12 protein-coding genes and 1 pseudogene are annotated in these 15,042 nt (G+C 64.7%); 9 read left to right on the top strand and 4 right to left on the bottom strand.

The window, feature by feature from the left end; all coding sequences use genetic code 11:
• Window positions 1-18: 18 nt before the first annotated feature.
• Window positions 19-1,593, bottom strand: a complete 1,575-nt coding sequence (locus tag I2488_RS17745) for a helicase HerA-like domain-containing protein (protein WP_196277116.1) — start codon at window positions 1,591-1,593, stop codon at window positions 19-21.
• A 101-nt stretch (window positions 1,594-1,694) separates the two neighbouring features.
• Between I2488_RS17745 and pabB the strand changes: the two genes are divergently transcribed.
• The 4 genes from pabB to arfB are packed head-to-tail and all read left to right on the top strand — an operon-like array spanning window position 1,695 to window position 5,749.
• Entirely contained in the window at window positions 1,695-3,464 is a 1,770-nt protein-coding gene (gene pabB / locus I2488_RS17750; RefSeq protein WP_196277117.1) for an aminodeoxychorismate synthase component I, read from the top strand.
• A gap of 5 nt (window positions 3,465-3,469) precedes the next feature.
• Window positions 3,470-4,639 carry a pyridoxal phosphate-dependent aminotransferase gene (locus tag I2488_RS17755; RefSeq protein ID WP_196277118.1) on the top strand — a complete coding sequence of 390 codons (1,170 nt, stop codon included), beginning with the start codon at window positions 3,470-3,472 and terminating at the stop codon, window positions 4,637-4,639.
• Entirely contained in the window at window positions 4,639-5,334 is a 696-nt protein-coding gene (locus I2488_RS17760) for an RluA family pseudouridine synthase (RefSeq protein WP_425492418.1), read from the top strand. Before I2488_RS17755 ends, I2488_RS17760 begins: the two co-directional genes overlap by 1 nt.
• A gap of 1 nt (window position 5,335) precedes the next feature.
• Window positions 5,336-5,749 carry an alternative ribosome rescue aminoacyl-tRNA hydrolase ArfB gene (gene arfB / locus I2488_RS17765; RefSeq protein ID WP_196277120.1) on the top strand — a complete coding sequence of 138 codons (414 nt, stop codon included), beginning with the start codon at window positions 5,336-5,338 and terminating at the stop codon, window positions 5,747-5,749.
• 121 nt (window positions 5,750-5,870) lie between these two features.
• Here arfB and murA read toward each other — a convergent pair whose 3' ends face one another.
• Entirely contained in the window at window positions 5,871-7,154 is a 1,284-nt protein-coding gene (gene murA / locus I2488_RS17770; protein WP_196277121.1) for a UDP-N-acetylglucosamine 1-carboxyvinyltransferase, read from the bottom strand.
• 136 nt (window positions 7,155-7,290) lie between these two features.
• Here murA and galU point away from each other — a divergent pair, with 136 nt between their 5' ends.
• Window positions 7,291-8,184 carry a UTP--glucose-1-phosphate uridylyltransferase GalU gene (gene galU, locus I2488_RS17775; protein ID WP_196277122.1) on the top strand — a complete coding sequence of 298 codons (894 nt, stop codon included), beginning with the start codon at window positions 7,291-7,293 and terminating at the stop codon, window positions 8,182-8,184.
• 10 nt (window positions 8,185-8,194) lie between these two features.
• On the opposite strand, the gene I2488_RS17780 is transcribed toward galU, so the two are convergent.
• Window positions 8,195-8,869: a TetR/AcrR family transcriptional regulator gene (locus I2488_RS17780; protein ID WP_196277123.1), complete on the bottom strand. Its 675-nt coding sequence runs from the start codon at window positions 8,867-8,869 to the stop codon at window positions 8,195-8,197.
• A 194-nt stretch (window positions 8,870-9,063) separates the two neighbouring features.
• Between I2488_RS17780 and I2488_RS17785 the strand changes: the two genes are divergently transcribed.
• The 3 genes from I2488_RS17785 (at window position 9,064) to I2488_RS17795 (ending at window position 14,014) form a co-directional block, all read left to right on the top strand.
• On the top strand, window positions 9,064-10,158 hold the full coding sequence (locus I2488_RS17785; protein WP_246465750.1) for a Gfo/Idh/MocA family protein: 1,095 nt from the start codon (window positions 9,064-9,066) through the stop codon (window positions 10,156-10,158).
• Window positions 10,159-10,171: 13 nt separating this feature from the next.
• Window positions 10,172-11,227, top strand: coding sequence for a sugar phosphate isomerase/epimerase family protein (locus I2488_RS17790; RefSeq protein WP_196277125.1), 1,056 nt, complete (start codon window positions 10,172-10,174; stop codon window positions 11,225-11,227).
• Between the two features lie 390 nt (window positions 11,228-11,617).
• Window positions 11,618-14,014 carry a TonB-dependent receptor gene (locus I2488_RS17795; protein ID WP_196277126.1) on the top strand — a complete coding sequence of 799 codons (2,397 nt, stop codon included), beginning with the start codon at window positions 11,618-11,620 and terminating at the stop codon, window positions 14,012-14,014.
• Between the two features lie 75 nt (window positions 14,015-14,089).
• Here the strand turns inward: I2488_RS17795 and I2488_RS17800 are convergent, their stop codons facing one another.
• Entirely contained in the window at window positions 14,090-14,701 is a 612-nt protein-coding gene (locus tag I2488_RS17800; RefSeq protein ID WP_196277127.1) for a thioredoxin family protein, read from the bottom strand.
• A gap of 214 nt (window positions 14,702-14,915) precedes the next feature.
• Here I2488_RS17800 and I2488_RS17805 point away from each other — a divergent pair.
• Window positions 14,916-15,042: pseudogene (locus I2488_RS17805) on the top strand (electron transfer flavoprotein subunit beta/FixA family protein); the annotation flags it as partial.

Genomic DNA, 15,042 nt, shown 5'->3' on the forward strand with positions numbered 1-15,042 from the left:
CTAGCGGCAGCCCAAGCCCTACCGCAACAACCCACCCAAAATCCCCCGCGCAAAGCGGCCAAGTGCCTCCCCGCCGATAGACGTCGCGATCGAACCGACCACTGCCGTCACGCCCGAAGCCACCGGCGCCGCGCGGGATTTCTTGCCGGTGATGCTGGCGGCGATCACTGCGCCTGCGGACGAGGCCACCGCGCCAGCCGCCGCCTTGCCGGCCTTCTCCCACATCGACGTCGTCCGGCGCGGGGCGGCGCGTTGGGCTGCCTCGCCCTGTTCCTCCACCTGCTGCGCCGCTGCAGCTGCATCGGCGGCCTTCTGCGCCAGGACTTCGGCGGCGGATTCGCGGTTTACCGCCGTATCGTACTTGCCATCGAAGGGGCTGACCGACTGGATCACCGCGCGCTCCTTCGGGGTCAGTGGCCCGAGGCGTGAGCGCGGCGGGGCGATCAGCGTGCGCTGGACGACCGAAGGCGCGCCGTCGTCGTCCAGCGTCGAGACCAGCGCCTCGCCCACCTTCAGTTCGGTGATGACCGTTTCGACATCGAGGTCCTTGTTGATGCGGAAGGTCTCGGCGGCGGCGCGGATCGCCTTCTGGTCTCGCGGGGTGAACGCCCGCAGCGCGTGCTGCACGCGGTTGCCAAGCTGGCCCGCGATCTTCTCCGGAATGTCGATCGGGTTCTGCGTGACGAAAAAGACGCCGACGCCCTTCGAGCGGATCAGGCGCACCACCTGCTCCACCTTCTCCATCAGCGCCTGCGGGGCATCGTCGAACAGGAGGTGCGCCTCGTCGAAGAAGAACACCAGGCACGGCTTTTCCGGATCGCCCACTTCGGGCAGCGCCTCGAACAGTTCGGACAGCAGCCACAGCAGGAACGTGGCGTAGAGCTTGGGGCTCTGCATCAGCTTGTCGGCGGCGAGCACGTTGACCATGCCCCGGCCCTGCTCGTCCACTTTCAGGAAATCGTTCACCTCGAACGCCGGTTCGCCGAAGAAGCGGTCCGCGCCCTGGCTTTCGAAGGCGAGCAACTGCCGCTGGATCGTGCCGACGCTGGCCTTGGAAACATTGCCATAGCGCGTGGCGAGCGCGCTGGCGTTTTCCGCGCAGGCGACCAACACCGATTGCAGATCGGGCAGGTCGATCAGCAGCAGTCCGTTGTCATCGGCATAGCGGAACGCGATGTTGAGCACGCCTTCCTGCGTCTCGTTCAGCCCCATCAGGCGCGAGAGCAGCAGCGGCCCCATCTCGGAAATCGTCGTGCGGATCGGGTGCCCACTCTCGCCATAAAGGTCCCAGAACACCGCAGGATTGTCGGAATAGGCGTAGTCCTCGATGCCCAATTCCTTGGCGCGCGATTCGAGGCTGGCGGCGTGCTTGAAGGTCGGGCTGCCGGGCATGGCGATGCCCGCAAGGTCGCCTTTCACGTCGGCCATGAACACGGGTACGCCGCGCATCGAGAACTGTTCGGCGATGCCCTGCAGCGTCACCGTCTTGCCGGTCCCGGTCGCGCCCGCGATCAGGCCGTGACGGTTGGCGCGGCCAAGGCGCAGCACCTGCCGTTCGCCGTTGGAGCCAAGGCCGAGGTAGATATCGTCCATGCACAGCACCTCTTCGATTTGGCCGGAGACTATGCCGCGACCGCGCGCCTTGCGAGGGGTTTTTGCATCCGGAGCGGTGAACGGCTAGAGCGCCCCAACCAATGACCCGCGCCCCGTTCATCCTGCTCGACGACGCCCGCACCGAAGGCGCCAGCGACGCACGCCTCTATGAGGACGTGCTTGAGCTCGTCGTCGCGCGCCGGGCGGATGAGGTGGAAGCGGCGCTGGCGCAGATCGCCGCCACACCGGGCAACTGGGCGGGCTACCTCGCTTATGAGGCAGGCCTCGCCCTCGAACCGCGCCTCGCCCCGCTGGCCGCAGAGCGCACCGGCGCGGCAGGCCCGCTGGTGTGGTTCGCCCGCTTCGGCAAGGTCACCCGCATGGCCAGCGCCGAAGTCGAACGCTGGCTCGCCGCAAGTGCCGAGGGGACGGGCAGGCTCGGCCCGATGGGCGCGGCGATATCCTCGGGCGGCTACGCCAAGGCCTTCGATCTCGTTCAGGAAGCCATCCGCGCGGGCGACATCTATCAGGCCAACCTCACCTTCCCCCTTGCCGGCACCTGGGACGGCGATCCCCTCGCAATATACGCCGACGTCCGCCGCGACGCCCGCGCAGGGTATGGCGGCGTGATCTGGGATGGCGCGCACTGGCACCTCTCGTTCTCGCCCGAACTCTTCTTCAAGCTCGCGAACGGCGAAGCCCGCGTCCGCCCGATGAAGGGCACGGCTCCACGCGGAGCTACGCCGGAAGAGGACGCGCGGTTCAAGGCGGACCTTTCCGCCAGCGTAAAGGACCGCGCCGAAAATCTGATGATCGTCGACCTGATGCGCAACGACCTGTCGCGCGTTTCGCGCCCCGGTTCGGTGCGCGTCGAAGCTCCGTTTGCCATCGAGAGTTACCCGACAGTTCACCAGATGGTCACGACAGTTCGGGCAGAGTTGGATTCCGGACAGGACGTCCGCAGCCTGCTCCGCGCGATCTTCCCCTGCGGCTCGATCACCGGCGCGCCCAAGATCCGCGCGATGGAGATCATCCATGAGGCAGAGCGCGACGCGCGCGGGCTCTATTGCGGCTCGATCGGACGCATAGACCCCTCTGGCGATGCCGCGTTCAATGTGGCAATCCGCACGGTGCGCCTGTCGCCGGATGGTCGCGCCGTGATGGGCGTGGGCTCGGCCGTGGTTGCCGATTCCGCGATGATCGGCGAATGGCGCGAATGCGTGGTGAAGGGGAATTTCTTGCGCTTGTCTGCCGGCCATGCCGACCTGATCGAAACGATGGCCTTCGATCCCGCCAAGGGCATCGAACTGCTTGAACTGCACCTCGAACGCATGAAGGCGAGCGCGCTGGCGCTGGGCTTCAGCTTCGATCGCCACGCCGTGCGCAATGCCATTCACGCGCTGTGCTTCGATCTCGATGCGCCCTCGAAAGTGCGCCTCGTCGTCTCGAAGGGCGGCGCCCACGCGCTTGACGCTTCGTCCATGCCCGCGCCGCTGGACAGCCTGACCTGCGCAGTGCTGCCGCTGCCCGTTTCCGACGGCGACTGGCGCCTGCGCCACAAGACCACCGACCGCGGCTTCTACGAAGCCGGCCTTGCCGCCGCGAAGAAGGCAGGCGCGGGCGAAGCGCTGTTCCTGCGCGACGATGGCCTGATCACCGAAGGCACTTTCACCAACCTCTTCGTCGAGCGCGACGGCAAGCTCCTCACCCCCCGCGCCGACCTCGGCCTGCTGCCGGGCGTGCTGCGCCGTTCGCTGATCGAGGCCGGACGGGCTGAAGAGGCAGACCTGACGCTCGACGACCTCGCGGGCGGCTTCCTTGTCGGCAACGCCCTGCGCGGGCTGATCCCGGCGCGCCTGCTCGGCTCCTGAAACCCATGACGCAGTTATCAAAAGCCCTCGCGCGGATCGCGCCATCGCAGACCACCGCGATCACCGACCGCGCCATCCAGCTGCGTGCCGAAGGCCGCGACGTGATCTCGCTGTCGGTGGGCGAACCCGACTTCGCCACCCCGGCGCACGTGGTGCAGGCCGCGAAGGACGCGCTCGACGCAGGCGATACCAAGTACACCGCCGTCGTCGGCACGCAGCGGTTGCGGGAAGCGGCAGCGCTGCACTTCAGGCGCGATCTCGGCATCGACGTGCCGCCTTCGCAGGTGATCGTCAGCGCGGGCGGCAAGCAGGCGATCTTCCACGCCCTGCTCGCCACGCTCGATCCGGGCGACGAAGTGCTGATCCCGTCACCATGGTGGGTGAGCTATCCCGAGATCGTGCGCTTCGCCGGGGCAGAGGTGGTCGATCTGCCGACCAATGCCGCAGGCGGTTTCCGCATCACCGCTGCCCAGTTGGCAGCAGCAATCACGCCTGCCACCCGCTGGCTCCTGCTCAACAGCCCCGGCAACCCGACGGGCGCGACTTATCCAGCGGAAGAACTGCGCGCGCTCGGCGAAGTGCTGCGCCGCCATCCGCGCGTGCTGGTGATGAGCGACGATATCTACGCGCCGCTGCGCTATGGCGAAGGGCTCCACGCCACGCTCGCGGTGGAATGCCCGGACCTTGCCGACCGCATCCTCACCGTCTCGGGCGTGTCCAAGAGCCATGCCATGACCGGCTTCCGCATCGGCGTCTCGGCAGGCCCGACATGGCTGATCGGCGCGATGGGCCGACTGCAGTCGCACTCCTCCGGCAATCCCGCGTCGATTTCGCAGGCCGCCGCTGTCGCCGCGTTCGAAGGCCCGCAGGAGTTCTTGGCTGACTGGCGCGAACGTTTCCGGGCTCGGCGCGACATGGTCTGCGGCGCAATCAACGCCATCCCCGGCCTCTCGACCCCGATCCCCGACGGTGCGTTCTATTGCATGGTCGATGCCACGCCGCTGATGGCGCGCTTCGGGGATGACGAGGCGCTCTGCCTCCACCTGCTCGAAAGCGGCGTCGCAGTCGTCCCCGCCTCTGCTTTCGGCGGACGCGACGGTTTCCGCATCAGCTTCGCGGCCGATGAATCCAAACTCGAAGAAGCGCTCCGGCGTATTGCAAAGGCGGTAGCGTGATCGACTTTTCCATCCTGTTCGAAGACGGCGAAGCGCTGGTGATCGACAAGCCTGCCGGCCTGCCGCTCGACCCGCCCCGCGCCGGTGGCGACAGTCTCGAGAACCATCTCGACGCCTTGCGCTTCGGCTTCCAGCGCGAACCGCACCCCGTCCACCGGCTCGATCAGGACACGTCCGGCTGCCTGCTGCTAGCGCGCAATCCCAAGGCGTTGAAGCGCTTTTCCGCCGCGTTCGAGGCGCGCGAGGTGGAGAAGGTCTATCTCGGCATCGTCGCGGGCGAAGTGCAGGGCGAAAGCGGCACCATCGAACTCGCCCTGTCCAAGATCAGCTCTGCCGAAAAGGGCTGGCGCATGATCCCGGCCAAGAAGGGCAAGCCTGCCGTCACGCACTGGAAAGTGCTTTCGCGCAAACCCGGCTTGACGCTGGTGGAGTTCCGCCCCGAGACTGGTCGCACCCACCAGATCCGGATTCATGCACTGGCTGGCCTTGGTCACGCCCTCGTCGGCGATCCGATCTACGGTGATGGCAAGCTCGCCTGGCGAACGATGCTGCATGCCTCGGAACTCGTGGTGAAACGCGAAGGCAAGCCGCCGATCGACGCCTACTCGCCGATGCCGCTCGACTTCGCGGCCTTCGGTTTTGATCTTCCGGACGCCGAACAACCCGGCGACGATCTGCCTAACACCGAGGCCTGAGATGTCGCCCGACGCTCTCGTCGCCCATGCGCTGACGCTGGTCGAGGAGAGCTTCATCGCCTCGGCCGGACCGGGCGGGCAGAACGTCAACAAGGTGGCGACGGCGGTGCAATTGCGGCTTGACGTGTTCATGCTGCGGCTGCCGCCCGAGATATTCCACCGTCTGAAGACTTTGGCGGGCAGCAAGATGACCGCCAAGGGCGAAATCGTGCTGACCGCGCGCAGCTATCGCACGCAGGAGCAGAACCGTGAGGACGCAAGGAAGCGCCTTGCCGAAATGCTGCGCGAAGCCTGCAACTTGCCAACCAAGCGCGCCAAGTCCCGCCTCAACCGCGTCGGCAAGACCGAGCGGCTGGCGGGCAAGAAGATCAGGAGCGACGTGAAAGCCGGTCGAGGCAAGGTGCGGCTGGATTAGTTCAATGTAGTTCGTCATCCCCGCGCAGGCGGGGATTCAGCGACAGGAAGGCCGTCGCCTCAGCGTCGATGATTCAGCTCGCTAGATTCACGCCTGCGCGGGAATGACGACAGCTTGAAAATCAATCCCCGCCGACGCGCTCGATCTCGGCCCCGAGCAACGACAGCTTTTCCTCAAGCCGCTCGTACCCGCGATCGAGATGATAGAGGCGGTGCACCTGCGTCTCGCCCTCGGCGGCAAGGCCCGCAATGACGAGGCTCATCGACGCGCGCAGGTCGGTCGCCATCACTTCGGCACCGGTCAGCTTGTCGACGCCGTGGACAACAGCCGTGCGCCCCTTGGTCTCGATCCGCGCGCCCATGCGGTTCAGTTCGGGCACGTGCATGTAACGGTTCTCGAAGATCGTCTCGGTCAGCACCGAGGAACCCTTGGCGAGGCACAGCATGGCCATCAGCTGTGCCTGCATGTCAGTGGCGAAGCCGGGATAAGGCGCGGTCGAGAGCGTGACCGGCTTCAACGGCCCGTCTGCCGCCACGTAAATGCCGCCCTTGCGCGGTTCGACGTGGACGCCGGCATCGCGCAGCGCCTGCACGGTCGCTTCCATCTCTTCGATCCGCGCGCCCTGCAGCATGACATCGCCGCCGGTGATTGCTGCGGCACAGGCGTAGGAGCCGGCCTCGATGCGATCCGGCATGACCATGTAGGTCGCGCCATGGAGCCGGTCGACGCCGTGGATCGTCAGGTCGGACGTGCCAATGCCCTCGATCTGCGCGCCCATTGCGACGAGCAGGTTGCAAAGGTCGACGATCTCGGGCTCGCGCGCGGCGTTGTGCAGGGTCGACTTGCCCTTGCACAGCACCGCCGTCATCAGCGCGTTCTCGGTTGCGCCGACGGACACGACCGGGAAGGAATAGCGCCCGCCGGGGAGCCCGCCATCGGGCGCAATCGCGCGGACGTAGCCGGCGGCCAGTTCGATCTGTGCGCCCAGCGCTTCCAGCGCCTTGAGGTGCAAGTCGATCGGGCGGTTGCCGATGGCGCAGCCACCGGGCAGCGAGACGGTCGCCTCGCCGGCACGCGCCAGCATCGGGCCCAGTACGAGGATCGACGCGCGCATCTTGCGCACGAGGTCATAGGGCGCGACCGAGGAGGTCAGGCGCGTGGCCTGCAGCGTCATCACGCGACCGAAATCTTCAGGGCGTGCGCCTGCGATCGAAGTCGAAACCCCGAACTGGTTCATCAGGTGCTGGAACCCGTCGATGTCCGCCAGGCGCGGCAGGTTGCGCAGCGTCACCGGCTCATCGGTCAGCAGCGCGCAGGGCAGCAGCGTAAGAGCCGAATTCTTCGCACCGGAGACCGGCACCGTTCCCGAAAGGCGCTTGCCGCCGCGGATGATGATCTTGTCCATCGCTGCCGTTTACCCTGTTTGCGGGAGCGTGCAAGCTCAGGGCATACGTTAACTTCCTGCCACGCGCTTGACATTTATCCTAAGTAATTGTGCAGTGCATCATGTCGGTGCAACAAATGACGGATATGTTTTGGAAATGACTTCGAACGAGGCCCGCAAACCGATCCGCAAGGCCGTCTTTCCCGTTGCAGGTCTCGGCACCCGCTTCCTCCCCGCCACCAAGGCGATCCCCAAGGAAATGCTGCCGATCATCGATCGCCCGCTGATCCAGTACGCGGTCGACGAAGCGCGCGAAGCCGGGATCGAGCAGCTCATTTTCGTGACCGGTCGCGGCAAGACCGCCATCGTCGAGCATTTCGACACCGCCTACGAACTCGAACGGACGATGGCCGACCGGGGCAAGAACCTCGACGTGCTCGACGCGACGCGCCTCCTGCCCGGCAACCTCGTGACGGTGCGCCAGCAGGTGCCGATGGGCCTCGGCCACGCCATCTGGTGCGCCCGCGCGGTCGTCGGCAACGAGCCGTTCGCGATCTTCCTGCCAGACGAGATGATGGTGGGCTCGCCAGGCTGCATGAAGCAGATGGTCGATGCCTACAACGAAGTCGGCGGCAATCTCATCTCGGTCCTCGAAGTGCCGCAGGAGGAAGTGTCGAGCTACGGCGTGATCGCACCCGGCCAGCGCGTTTCCGACGCCCTCACCGAAGTCACCGGGCTGGTCGAGAAGCCGAGGCGGGAAGATGCCCCGTCCAACCTGATCATCTCGGGCCGCTACATTCTCCAGCCCGAGGTGATGCGCACGCTCGAAAGCCAGGAAAAGGGCGCAGGCGGCGAGATCCAGCTGACCGATGCAATGGCGCGCATGATCGGCCAGCAGCCGTTCCACGCGGTGAAGTTCGATGGTCGCCGTTTCGACTGTGGCAGCAAGACCGGCTTCGTCGAGGCGACTCTCTCTCTGGCGCTCGAACGCCCCGACATGGCCGAAGAGGTCCGCGCCATCATGACGCGCCTTCTGGCGGAAGGCGCATGACAACCGGGACTCAGGGAGCGCGAAGGTAGGCCAGGCACATCCGGCCAAGTTCGCGCTTCAGCACTTCCCAGTCGTAGTCGTGCGCGGCCTCGCCTGAGGAGCCGAGGCTCAACTGTCGGGCCATTGTCGCGAAGACCACCTTGTAGGCCGAGTTCGCCTTGGTCTCGTGGTCGTTTCCGCCGAAGTCGGCGCGGTACCGCAGCATGGCCTGCATCCCGCGTTCGGTGGCGCGCAGCGCGTGGTCCTTGCCCGGCTTGGAAACCAGCGGGTCGAACGCGGCGCGCTCCATCGCGAGGCGCAGCAGCGGCGCATTGACGCGCAGCACTTCGGCATAGCCCGCAACATAGCGCGGCATGAATTCGTCAAGCGTGGGCGATTGCGAGAGGACATCCTGCACCATCGCCTCTTCAGTCTGCGCCAGGTCCTCCAGCGCGCGCGCAATCACCGCGCGCACGAGGTTGTCCTTGCTCTGGAAGCGCAGATAGATCGACCCGATCGATACGTTGCCCCGCTGGTTCACGTCCTGCAGCGTGAAATCTTCGCTGCCGCGCTCCAGCATCAGTTCGCGCGCGGCGACCAGCATGCGTTCAAGCGAGGCCTTGCTGCGGCCCTGCTGCGGCTTGCGGCTCACGGTCTCCACCGCCAGTTCCGGTTCTTCCACCTGCGTTTCGCCGCCTCGCGCCATGGCCTGCCGTTCGTCCTTGAAATATTGATACTAGAATATGTCGGGCTTTCCTCGCATGAATCCGGCGCGATGGCGATGGCTAAATTCTCCGTATCTGCTCCGCCGGGGATGACAGAATGCGCTTTCAAACCTAATGGTAGCGGTCACATCAGTGGCTTCCCGCAAGTGAGGAAATGCGAATGCGACGATTGAGGATGGGAATGATCGGCGGCGGTCCGGGGGCATTCATCGGCCCCGTGCATCGCTTTGCGGCAGAGCTCGATCGCGAGATCGAACTGGTCGCAGGCGTGTTTTCCAGCGATGCCGGTCGCAGTGCTGCCGCCGGTGAAGCCTATCGCATCGATCCGGCCCGCGCCTACCCCTCGCTCGATGCAATGTTCGCAGCCGAGTCGGCGCGGGATGACGGCATCGACTTCGTCTCGATCGTTACGCCCAATCACAATCACCTGCCCTCGGCACGCGCAGCCCTCGCCGCCGGCTACCCGGTCATCACCGACAAGCCGCTGACCGCGACCCTTGCCGAAGCCCATGAACTGGCCGCGCTGGTCGAAGCTGCGGCCAAGCCCTTCGGCGTGACCTACACCTACTCCGGCTACCCGCTGGTGCGCGAAGCCCGGGCGCGAATCGCTGGCGGCGAGATCGGCACCATCCGCAAGGTCGTGGTCGAGTATCCGCAAGGCTGGCTCGCCGGCGAAGCGGTCGGCAAGCAGGCGGAATGGCGCGTCGATCCGGCCAAGGCGGGCCTGGGCGGCTGCATCGGCGACATCGGCGTCCACGCCTTCCAGCTCGCCGAGTTCGTCACCGGCCTGCGCGTCACCGAACTGCTCGCCGATCTCGGCGCAGTCGTGCCGGGCCGCCTGCTCGACGACGACTGCTCGATCCTGCTCCGCTTCGACAACGGAGCCCGCGGCGTCCTCCTCGCCAGCCAGATCGAGGTGGGCGAACTCAACGGCCTGCGCATCCGCGCCTATGGCGACAAGGGCGGCGTGACCTGGAAGCAGGAGGAGCTCAACACGCTCACCATCAACCGGCTCGACGGCACTTGCACCCTCGTCCGCTCGGGAACCGGTGTGCTCGGCAACGATGCCGCTTCACGCACCCGCACGCCGGGCGGCCATCCCGAGGGCTACCTTGAAGCCTTCGCCAACCTCTACCGTGATTTCGCCGCCCAGTTGCGCGGCGAAAGCGCACCGCTCCTGCCCGGCATCGCAGAAGGCGTGCGCGGCATGACCTTCATCGACACCGCCGTTTCCGCCAGCCGCGCCAACGCGGGCTGGGTCAAGCTCTGAGGACCAATCCGCCATGAAGACCATCAAGGGCCCCGGCATCTTCCTCGCGCAATTCGCGGGCGATGCCGCTCCGTTCAACAGCCTTGAAACCATTGCCGACTGGGTTGCCGGCCTCGGCTACAAGGGCATCCAGATTCCCAGCTGGGACGGTCGCCTGTTCGATCTCGAGAAGGCCGCGACCAGCCAGACCTACTGCGACGAGGTCAAGGGCCTGCTTGCCGACAAGGGGCTGGAGATCACAGAGCTGTCGACCCACCTCCAGGGCCAGCTCGTCGCCGTCCATCCCGCCTTCGACGCACAATTCGATGGCTTCGCCCCGGCCTCGGTTCACGGCAATCCGGTCGCGCGACAGGAATGGGCGGTGCAGCAGTTGAAGCACGCTGCGAAGGCCAGCGCCAATCTCGGCCTCAAGGCTCATGCCTCGTTCTCGGGCGCCTTTGCCTGGCCCTACTTCTACCCGTGGCCTGCGCGTCCGGCAGGTCTGGTCGAGGATGCCTTCGACGAACTAGCCCGCCGCTGGAAGCCGATTCTCGACGTGTTCGACGAGAACGGCGTCGATGTCGCCTACGAGATCCATCCCGGCGAGGACCTTCACGACGGCGTGACCTTCGAGATGTTCCTGGAACGCGTCGGCAACCACCCGCGCGCCAATATCCTCTACGATCCCAGCCACTTCGTGCTGCAGCAGCTCGATTACCTCGCCTTCATCGATATCTACCACGAGCGCATCAAGTGCTTCCATGTGAAGGACGCGGAATTCCGCCCCAATGGCCGCTCCGGCGTCTACGGCGGTTACCAGTCGTGGGTCGACCGCCCCGGCCGCTTCCGCAGCCTTGGCGACGGTCAGGTCGATTTCGCCGGAATCTTCAGCAAGATGGCCGCCAACGACTTTGACGGCTGGGCCGTGCTCGAATGGGAATGCGCATTGAAGCATCCCGAGGTCGGCGCGGCAGAGGGCGCGCCCTTCATCGACCGCCATATCATCAAGGTCACCGAACACGCCTTTGACGATTTCGCCGCCGGTGGCGCGGACCGCGCCCTCAATGCCAGGCTCATGGGTATCGGCTGACCAACGCCAGTTCGACCGCAGAAGACCGGGCGTCAGGGGAGTGCCCCCTGACGCCTTTTTCGTTTCAGCCTCCCAATCATTCACACTGTGAATTGAAAACCATGAAGGCAATTTGCTTTCTGGATTTTCTTGGCCGATCTATGACGGCGATCTGTGTCAGAATGTGAACGGCAAGCCAGAGTCTAGAGCTATGGCAAGGCAAAGAGTTATGATTTTACTTGATGCCTCGCCTGACGCAGAAGCACTTCGAAATGTTGCAGACACGCCACAGGCGCGACATTCCTGACAAAAGATTGCCATCAATAGAATTTTGGTTCTAGTTTTTAGAATTCTAATTCGCTAAAGCCACCGTACGCCAAATGTGGCGCCACATGGGGAGGAACCACCATCATGTCCAAAACCACTTTCCATCGCAGCCTGCTTGCCGGGGCCTGCGCCATCGCATTCGCTTTGCCTGCCCACGCGCAGGACAGCGCCCAGTCGACCGCTGCTGACGATTCCGATGCAAACGTCATCATCGTCACCGCGCAGAACCGCGCGCAGAACCTGAACGACGTTCCGATCAAGATCGACGTGGTCTCGGGCGAAGAGCTGCAGAAGGCCGGCTTCGGCAGCATGAATGACGTCGGCAAGATCGCACCGGTCGTTCAGCTCAACCAGGACCAGGGCACCGTCAAGGTCACCGTCCGCGGCGTCGGCACCACCTCGAACGACGAAGCGCAGGACACCTCGGTCGTCGTCAACATCGACGGCGAATACATCAACCGTCCGAACGTCATGGGCATGGCCCTGTTCGACATCGACCGCGTCGAAGTGCTGCGCGGCCCGCAGGGCACGCTCTATGGTCGCAACTCGACCGGTGGTGCGATCAACTTCATCACGCGCAAGCCGGGCAAGGACTTCGGCTTCAACGGCGCGATCAGCTACGGCAACTACAATGCCATTCGCGCGGATGCCGGCGTCGACTTGCCACTGGGCGACACTGCAGGCCTGCGCGTCTCGGGCTTCTATGATGACCGCGATGGCTACAGCAAACACCCCGCTGGCGGCGGCTTCTTCGTTTTCCCGGCCTACGCTGCCGGTCGTTCGGACGACAACCATTCCTACGGCGGCCGCGTCTCGCTGCGCCTCGAGCCGGTCGATCGCCTCTCGATCAACCTTGCCGCCGAATACTCGCACCGCAGCTTCACTCCGGGCGTCTTCGCCGCGGGTGACCTGAACGCTGCCGGCAACGGCCCGACCGGCGGCGCCTGCAACAACGGCTTCACCCGTGTTGCCCCGGCTTATCCGCAAGTGCTGTGCGTTCCCAGCAACACCAACCTGCTCTCGAAGGTCGACCGGCACAACTACGCCGCGCCGCTCTTCGGCATCGGCCATGTCAGCGATCACACCTGGGCTGCTCGCGGTCGCATCGCCTATGAAATCAGCGATGCCGCAACGGTCACCTACATCGGCGGCTACCGCAAGTACTCGGGCGACCCGAGCCGCCTGACCCTGCCGACCATCTACCAGTCGTACAACTTCCAGGACGAAGCCGATACCCAGAGCCACGAACTGCGCGTCAATGGTACGCTCGGCGGGGTGATCTACCAGGTCGGCGGATTCTACTTCAAGGAGAAGATCGCACGCGAAAGCGGCTTCATGCTGCCGAGCTTCATCTTCGGTGCGCCGCCCTTCGGTGCCAACGGCCCGACGCCTGGCACCTTCCTCAGCTACTTCGGTCGCTACGTCGAAAGCGACAGCAAGTCGGTGTTCGGCCAGATCGAAGTGCCGCTGACCGAACAGCTGACCGCCGTCGGAGGCCTGCGCTATACCGACAACAGCCGCGATGCGACTTACGTCAACGCCAATCCGTTCGGTCCGTCGCGTCCGTTCCTGTTCGCCACCGGCCCGAGCCGCAAGGACATCAACGGCATCAACGCGTCGTTCGTGCCGCTGGGCAGCAGCGACAGCAAGGTCACCTGGCTTGCCGGCCTGAACTACAAGCCGAACAGCGACACGCTGCTGTTCGTCAAGGCTTCGACCGGCTTCAAGGGCGGCGGTTTCGACTCGGTCGGCACCTACAAGCCCGAGACGAACACCGCGTTCGAAGGCGGCTGGAAGCAGACCTTCGGCGATCATGGCCAGCACCAGTTCAACCTCGGCGGCTTCTACTACGACTACAAGGACCTGCAGGTCTCGGTCCTGCTCGATACCGCCATCGGCGGCCAGATCTTCAACGCCGGCAAGGCCAAGATCTGGGGCCTCGAAGCCTCGGCAGACATCGCGCTGGACGATCGCACGAACTTCCATGCCTCGGTCAACTACCTGAACGCCGAGTACAAGGAATTGCTCGCCCAGTTCAACGTGTTCGACACAACTGGAGCGATCAGCGGCGGGATCGGCGACTTGGATCCTGTCACCCCCGGCGTCCAGCAGCCAAACTTCGCTGGCAACCGCCCGCCGTTCTCGCCGGAATGGGTCATCACGGCTGGTCTCGACCACACCTTCCCGTTGGGTGACATGGGTGGCGTGACCGCACGGGTGAACACCACCTTCAAGAGCAAGTACTTCACCGACTTCTACAACTATCGCGATGGCACTCAGAGCGCGCTCAGCCAGACCGATGCCAGCCTCGAGTACCAGCCTGAGGACAAGAAGTTCACGATCAGTGCATTCGTGAAGAACATCGAAGGCACCCGCCCGCTCACCTACGGCAGCTTCGTCTCCGCAGGTCCGGACGACATCTTCAACTGGCAGTTCGGCACGCCGCGCACCTACGGCGTCCGCCTCGCGGTCGACTTCTAAGTCGGCGCAGGATCGTCAAGCAGAAAGGGGAGCGGTTCGCCGCTCCCCTTTTTTGTTGCCTTCAGCGCAGCAAGTTCAGCCCCATGAGGGATCCTTGCCCGGCCGCCACTTGATGCTGCACCCGGCGCTCGGCTGTTGCGGCTGCGGCGCAGGTTCGCCCGCAAGAACGGCATCCACGGCGCGGCGCATGTCCTCGCCCGTCACTGGCAGGTCGGTCCGCAGCGGCGGCAGGCCCGGCACCGGCGGACGGTTGATCTTCGGGCGGCTCGCATCGAACTGCCCGGTGTAATAGAGCAGCCGGTCGCGGTCGTAGAGGAAGAAGTCCGGCGTGCAGATCGCGTTGTAGGCCAAGGCCACGTCCTGCGTCTCGTCGTGGAGGTAGGGGAACGGAAAGTCCTTCTCCGCCGCCAGCTTCTGCATGTGCGGGTAATCGTCCTCGGGAAAATCATCCGGCCAGTTGGACGATATGGCCACCACCTGCAGCCCCTTCGCCTCATACTCCCGCGCGAAGGCAATGAACTCGTCGAGCACGTGCAGCACGAAGGGGCAGTGATTGCAGATGAACGCCACCAGCAGCGCCTGACTACCGGCAAAGTCGCTCAGGCTGCGCAGCTTCCCCTCAACATCAGGCAATTGGAAATCCGGCGCAGGCTTTCCGTAGTCCAGTTGGCGCGACAATCTCAGCATCATCCGCTCTCCGTTATTGGAATCTTGATTCTTTTAAGACATTCCGGCGCCTGATCCAAATCCTGATCTTCCTCATCGTCCGGCCAGAGACTGCAAAGTTTCGCTTTGCACCTTTGCAAATTTACCGTGGACAGCACCCCCGATCCGCGCCATCGCGAGGATCGAGCCGGTGCCTTTTGGCATCAACGGCATGGCATTGGCAGGAGCACGACACATGAAAGCCCTGGTCTGCGTGAAGCGGGTGATTGACTACAACGTGAAGCCACGTGTGAAGGCGGATGGTTCGGGGGTCGATCTTGCGAACGTGAAGATGAGCATGAACCCGTTTGACGAGATCGCAG

The organism is Novosphingobium jiangmenense (assembly GCF_015694345.1).
GTDB classification, from domain to species: domain Bacteria; phylum Pseudomonadota; class Alphaproteobacteria; order Sphingomonadales; family Sphingomonadaceae; genus Novosphingobium; species Novosphingobium jiangmenense.